Below are 2,031 nucleotides of genomic sequence, written 5' to 3' on the forward strand. Positions count from 1 at the left end.
TCGCCGCCGGCGCCGAGGCCGCGCTCACCGGCGCGCTCGCCGTCGCCGCCGGGGTCAGCGTCGCGGAGGCGCACGCCGCGCTGGGGCTGCTGGAGCTCGACGGTCTCGTCCACCGCGAGGGCGCCGGATGGCGCCGCACACGGCCCTGACACGCCGCGCGCGAACGAGCCGGGCCACCGGTGTGGAGCGAGCGTCCGGCGGGTGCGCGACGGCTCAGGATGCAGTGCGGAGGACAGCGTGACCCGTGGGGACGGAGGGGCGCGTCGCGGGGCCATCGGTCGACATGATCGGGACGCGGGGACGGCGGTACGCACGTGGCGTGGGGGCGCGGATGACACCTGCGCGACCGGGCCGCGGTGACACGTGCGACTGGCGCGGGGTGACACGTGCGACTGGGCGCGGGGTGACACGTGGGCAGCCGCAGCGGGTGACAGATGCGCGAGGCAACTAGACGAGTGACGGGCCTCGGGAGTTCCCGCCGCGCCGGATCTCCACAGGACCTGCCGGGTGAATTTCGTCACGGCGGACGGTCGAATCGGACATCGATTCAGACAATGCGTCCACAATCGCCCGCGACTGCGCCGGAGGAGTGAAGTTGCGGCTTGTTCGGCGCGTGTGTTTCCCGTCACCGTAGGGGCCATGAACGAGACGACGGCTCCCCGGGGGCACCGCGGTCCCCGCGCCGACGCCTCGTTCTCGGCATTTCCGATGAATGTCTCCGGTCTTTTCTCGGGTCGTGTCCGCCCGGACGCGACGGTCGGGAACGGCGACGTCGTCGGCGCCGTGCGCACGGCGGCCACGCAGCGCGCGACCACCCCCTCCATGGTCCAGCCGGAGTGCTCGGCCCCCTCACGCGCGCCCGGCCGCGCACGCACGAACGGAGTACCTCGATGACGAGTGCACTGGACGCAGCGCCGTCCCGCCTGCGGTTCGTCGGCACCGCGCCGGTCGGCGTGATCCCGAGCCCCCGCACCGCAGCGCCGGCACCCGTCGAGGACGTCGACGTCGCGTCGGCCCCGGTCGTCGAGCCGCTCATCGCCGAGGCGTGGGACGACTACAAGTCGACCGGCAGCCGTGCGGCGCGCGAGCAGCTGATCCTGCACTACGCCCCGCTCGTGTCCGCCGTCGCGGGCCGCGTCGGCATGCGCCTGCCGAGCACGGTCGAGCAGGCCGACCTCGTGTCGTACGGGATGTTCGGGCTCATCGACGCGATCGAGAAGTACGAGACCGGCCGTGCGGTGAAGTTCGAGTCGTACGCGTCCTCCCGCATCCGCGGCGCGATCATCGACGAGCTCCGGGCGATGGACTGGGTCCCGCGCTCGGTGCGGACGAAGGCCCGTTCGGTCGACCGTGCGTACGCGGAGCTCGAGGCGAAGCTGCACCGGGCGCCGACGGAGTCGGAGGTCGCCGCGCACCTCGAGATCGCGGTGTCGGAGCTGCGCCAGACGTTCTCCCAGCTGTCGACCGTGAACATCGCGGCGCTCGACGAGCTGCTCGGCGGTGGCGAGGACCGTCAGGCGGGCGTCAGCCTCGTCGACACCCTCGGCGACGAGCGCACCGAGGACCCGGCCGGCTCGCTCGACGCGGCGGAGACCAAGTACCTCCTGGCCCGCGCGATCGAGCAGCTGACCGACCGTGAGCGCATGGTCGTCGTCCTGTACTACTACGAGGGCATGACGCTCGCCGAGATCGGCCGCGTCCTCGGCGTGACCGAGTCGCGCATCTCGCAGATGCACACCGCGGCCATGCTGCGGCTGCGCACCCGCCTCGTCGAGGCCGAGCAGGCCTGACGACCCGCACCACCCGTCGAGGCCGACACCGCCTCGTCCCAGGGCGCGTCCGCTCGTCGAGCGGACGCGCCCTGCGCCTCTCGGCGTCGGCCGGACAGGTCGGGCACGCCGAGGATCGCGGGGTCCTCGAGCGGACGGGCCCCGCTGGCGACGGCGAGCGGACGCGCCCCGCTGGTGCCGATGAGCGGACGCGCCTCGCTGGTGCCGACGAGCGGACGCGCCCCGCTGGTGCCGGGGAGTG

The 2,031-nt window shown here is 73.4% G+C and carries 1 protein-coding gene; it reads left to right on the top strand.

Annotation, left to right across the window (positions count from 1 at the left end; translation table 11 throughout):
* The first annotated feature begins 890 nt into the window (after positions 1-890).
* Positions 891-1,790 carry an RNA polymerase sigma factor WhiG gene (gene whiG / locus HGA02_RS17615; protein ID WP_124343940.1) on the top strand — a complete coding sequence of 300 codons (900 nt, stop codon included), beginning with the start codon at positions 891-893 and terminating at the stop codon, positions 1,788-1,790.
* The last annotated feature ends 241 nt before the right edge of the window (positions 1,791-2,031 follow it).

It is taken from the genome of Cellulomonas septica, assembly GCF_012396155.1.
Lineage (GTDB): Bacteria > Actinomycetota > Actinomycetes > Actinomycetales > Cellulomonadaceae > Cellulomonas > Cellulomonas septica.

Excerpts from the sequence above, each read along its gene's own strand:
- whiG (WP_124343940.1), top strand. The coding sequence starts at position 891 with ATGACGAGTGCACTGGACGCAGCGCCGTCCCGCCTGCGGTTCGTCGGC.